The sequence below is a fragment of the Rhabdothermincola sp. genome (assembly GCF_036846205.1).
In the GTDB taxonomy this organism is placed as follows: domain Bacteria; phylum Actinomycetota; class Acidimicrobiia; order Acidimicrobiales; family Acidimicrobilacustridaceae; genus Rhabdothermincola.
Window position 1 is genome coordinate 1 of sequence record NZ_DAIUCK010000173.1, and the last position, 2,781, is coordinate 2,781.

The 2,781-nt window shown below is 67.9% G+C and carries 3 protein-coding genes; 1 reads left to right on the top strand and 2 read right to left on the bottom strand.

What is annotated here, in order from left to right; all coding sequences use genetic code 11:
* Positions 1–1,106, top strand: a 1,106-nt coding sequence (locus tag V7004_RS15590; RefSeq protein WP_334145161.1) for a glycoside hydrolase family 5 protein, incomplete at its 5' end; no start/stop codon positions are given.
* 62 nt (positions 1,107–1,168) lie between these two features.
* Here the strand turns inward: V7004_RS15590 and V7004_RS15595 are convergent.
* Both V7004_RS15595 and V7004_RS15600 read right to left on the bottom strand, forming a co-directional pair.
* Complete coding sequence (locus V7004_RS15595; RefSeq protein ID WP_334145162.1) at positions 1,169–1,879, bottom strand: sugar transferase; 711 nt, start codon at positions 1,877–1,879, stop codon at positions 1,169–1,171.
* 72 nt (positions 1,880–1,951) lie between these two features.
* Positions 1,952–2,781 (bottom strand): hypothetical protein (locus V7004_RS15600; RefSeq protein ID WP_334145164.1); only part of this gene is annotated, 830 nt, incomplete at its 5' end.

Sequence of the window (2,781 nt, forward strand, 5' to 3'; positions counted from 1 at the left end):
CACCGCCGACCACCACCCCGCCCGCCACCCCACCCCCGTCAACGGGCAGCTGGCCGGTGGGAGCGGACGCGCTCCAGCGCCGCGTCCTGGCCGAGCTGAAGGTCTTCACCGACTGGCTCGACCGCACCGGAGCGAAGGGCTACATCGGTGAGGTCGGCTGGCCGAACAACGAGTCGACCGATCGCTGGAACGCGCTCGCCGACACCTGGTACCAGGCTGCCGACAGCAAGGGCCTGATGGTCACCGCGTGGGCGACCGGCGAATGGTGGGGTTCCTACAACCTCGCCATCTACGGCAACAACGGCCCGTCCATCGGGACCGCCTTGTCCCCCGCCCGGGTCGTCGAGGCCCACCGTGGCGGAGCCGGCAAGGACCGCGGCGTGAACGTGAACGGCGGTGAGTTCGGCATCGGTGGGAACCTCGGCACCGGAAGCGGTGGCGCATTCTCCAACGTGAACCGCGGCACCTACGATCAGGACTACCACTACGACAGCCAGGCCACCTTCAACTACCTGGCCTCGCGCGGGGTCGAGGTGGTGCGCCTGCCGTTCCGGTGGGAGCGGATTCAGCCGACCCTCGGTGGACCACTGGACACCACGGAGCTCGCCCGTCTCCGTGACGTCATCGACCGGGCCAACGCGGCGGGGATCGATGTCATCCCTACGGTCATGAACTACGGCGCCTACTGGATGGGCTCTCCCGGCATCCGCACGCCGATCGGTTCGAGCGGGGTCACGAACCAGCACTTCGCCGACCTCTGGCGTCGCCTGGCCGTCGCCCTCGGCGATCGGCCGAACATCAGCGGCTGGGGGCTCATGAACGAGCCCACGAACATGCCGACCGGATCGGCAGGCTGGGAGCAGGCCAGCCAAGCGGCAGTCGACGCCATTCGAGGTGCCGGCGACCGCCACACGATCTTCGTGCCCGGGTACAACTGGTCCACCGCCCGCCGGTTCGTCGAGTCCCACCCGAACGGTCCGTGGATCCGTGACTCGCTGGGCAACATCCGTTACGAGGCACACCACTACTTCGACGGGGACAACAGCGGGTCCTACGGGCGTTCCTACGACGCGGAGCTCTCAGACGCCCGCAGCAAGGGGTACTGATCCCAGCCTGAGTGAGGGGAGGCCACCCATCCCGGGTGGCCTCCCCTCGTCGCGTTCGACAGTCAGGCTGCCTGGTCGAGGTCGAGGACCGCTGCGGGGGTACGGGCGAGGATCTGCAGGTCCAAGCGCAACGATCGCTGCCGCACGTACTCGACGTCGAGCCGGAGCGCGCTGCGGTAGTCGAGATGGCTCCGGCCACTGACCTGCCACAGTCCGGTGAGACCTGGCTTCACGGAGAAGCGGAGTCGCTGCCAAGGCTCGAGCAGCTCGGTCTCCCAGGGGATCATCGGGCGCGGCCCCACGAGTGACATATCGCCAGCCAGGACGTTGATGAGCTGGGGCAGCTCGTCGATGCTCGTGCGGCGCAACCATCGACCGACCCGCGTGACCCGGCGGTCCTCGGTGAGCTTGTAGACGCCCGGCCGGCCTCCCTCTCGAGGGTGCTCATCACGCAGGAGGTGGGTCACGTACTGCCGGTGCACGTGATCGTCGGCGTGATGGTGCATCGTGCGGAACTTCAGGCAGGTGAACGTACGGCCTCCGCGACCGACTCGTTCCTGCCGGAACAGCACCGGACCTCTGCTGGTGGCCTTCACCAGCACGGCGACGAAGGCGAAGAGGGGGGCGCTGGCCACCAGGGCGAGCGTGGACCCGACGAGATCGATGATGCGCTTGAGGATCTCGTAGCTCACTGGTGCGGGGTCAGGGGTGGCGAGGAGCGGCGCCGCGTGTGGGGCGGTCGGCGCTCGGTCGGCGCTGCGGGCGATCGTCATGGTCCTTCTCTCTCACTCCCCGCTTGATGGGCGGACCCGTCTGCGGATGGGTGTGGTGGGAGTGCTCACCGCTCACGGGCGTCTCGGTGACACGACGTTGGTCCCCGCACGGGTCTTGACCACGTGGCCCGCCGGCACCGATCGCACGAGGACCGCGCCGGAGGCGACGATCACGTCGTCGGCGATCTCGACCTTGGGCTCGACGAAGATGCCCGTTCCGAGTCGGACGCGGTCTCCCACGGTGACCAGTCCCGAGGTCATGCATCCTGGCCCGGTCGAGATGTCCGAGCCCAGGGTCGAGTGATGATCGAACGAGTTGTAGGCGGAGAGGAAGTTGTTGTCACCGACGATCGTGCCCACTCCGAAATGGCAGAAGGCGCAGATCACGTTGCCCTGACCCAGGTGCACACCACTCGCCAGGCGAGCAGTGGGGTCGATGGCGTTGGTCAACGGGACGTCGTACTTGTGGCACAGCTCGCGCAGGCGGGTACGAGCAGGGATGGAGGTGCTGATGGCCACGATGGCTGCGTCGACGAGCCCGTCCGCATGCAGCCTCTCCAGGCGTTCCGTGCCCCCGACGATCGGGACGCCATCCAGGTGCTTGCCCCACCGTTCACGGTCATCGTCGAGGACCGCCACCGGTTCCTGCTCCCCGTCGTGGGACAGGATGTCGATGACCTGCGTGGCGCCGAGTCCCCCACCAAGAAGTACGACCCTGCGTTGACCGGCGGTCACTTCGAGTGGTGCAGGTAGGGACGAGGGATCGATGTCCCTCGTTGCAGCGATCATGGCCTCGACGTCGGCGCTGGTGATGAGGCCCGTCTTGCCGACCGTGCTCAGATCGATGCCGTGCTCGGTGGCCAGGGACTCAGCGGACCGCGTGGCCCGATAGGCGCGCCCGG